We start from the raw sequence: 1,102 nt of genomic DNA on the forward strand, positions 1-1,102 counted from the left end.
TTTCCATCCAGCAAAGTATCCATTGGCGTTCTGCCATTGCACATCTTGCCTTGATGAGTTCGTTCATTGTTGTAATAAACCAGCCATTCGTCCAGATCTTTTTGTAGCTCGGCTAGGTCTCCATAGAGCTTTTTACGGAACGTAACCTGATAGAACTCCTGCAATATCGTCTTGTGGAACCGTTCGCAGATCCCGTTAGTTTGCGGCGACATGGCCTTGGTTTTGGTGTGGTCGATGTCGTTAATCGCCAGATATAGCTGATAATCGTGCTGTTCTACTTTGCCGCAGTATTCTGTACCCCGGTCAGTCAGAATGCGCAGCACAGGCAAGCCCTGAGCCTCATAGAATGGCAGCACTTTGTCGTTGAGTAAGTCTGCTGCAGTGATCGGCGTCTTGGTGGTATACAGCTTACAATGCGCGACTTTACAGTAGGTATCGACGTAAGTTTGCTGGTAAATCCGGCCAACACCCTTCAGGTTGCCAACGTAAAACGTATCTTGTGACCCCAGGTAGCCAGGATGGGCAGTCTCAATCTCACCACAGGCTTCATCGTCGTGTTTTTTCTTCTCAAGGGCGGCAATTTGCGCATCTGTCAGGAGTATACCTTCATCGGCAACCTTGGCTTCCAGCGCCTTCAAACGCTTCTTAAAGTTCTCCAGATCGTGTCGTAGCCAGATAGAACGAACACCGCTGCCAGAGACAAACACGCCTTGTTTACGCAGCTCATTACTGGTGCGGTGCTGGCCATGAGCAGGATACTCGATAGCATAATCAATAACCGCCTTTTCTATGGTTTCATCCACACGGTTTTTGAGGTTTGGTGCTCTACGGCTTTTATCGATAAGAGCATCGACACCACCTTCAGCGACAAGCTCCTGATAGCGGTAAAACGTGTCACGTGACACGCCCATAACCTTGCAGGCTTTTGATACGTTATTAAGCTCCTGAGCTAAATTCAGCAGCCCAGCCTTGTGTTTAATTATCGGATTGTTAGTATGCAGCATGAGAGTTACCTTTTGTTTTTGATTACGGATTCGACACCCATATCAAAACTGGTAACTCTCATCTTTTCAAGTAGATGTGTCAGATTAAGTCGAGACTA

The 1,102-nt window shown here is 47.3% G+C and carries 1 protein-coding gene; it reads right to left on the reverse strand.

Features of this window, described 5'->3' with window-relative positions; all coding sequences use genetic code 11:
- A partial coding sequence (locus tag ACRCA4_RS14945; protein WP_433190367.1) for an IS481 family transposase occupies window positions 1-1,004 on the reverse strand: 1,004 nt, incomplete at its 3' end.
- Window positions 1,005-1,102: the final 98 nt, after the last annotated feature.

This window comes from Rheinheimera sp. WS51, assembly GCF_050936095.1.
GTDB lineage: Bacteria > Pseudomonadota > Gammaproteobacteria > Enterobacterales > Alteromonadaceae > Alishewanella.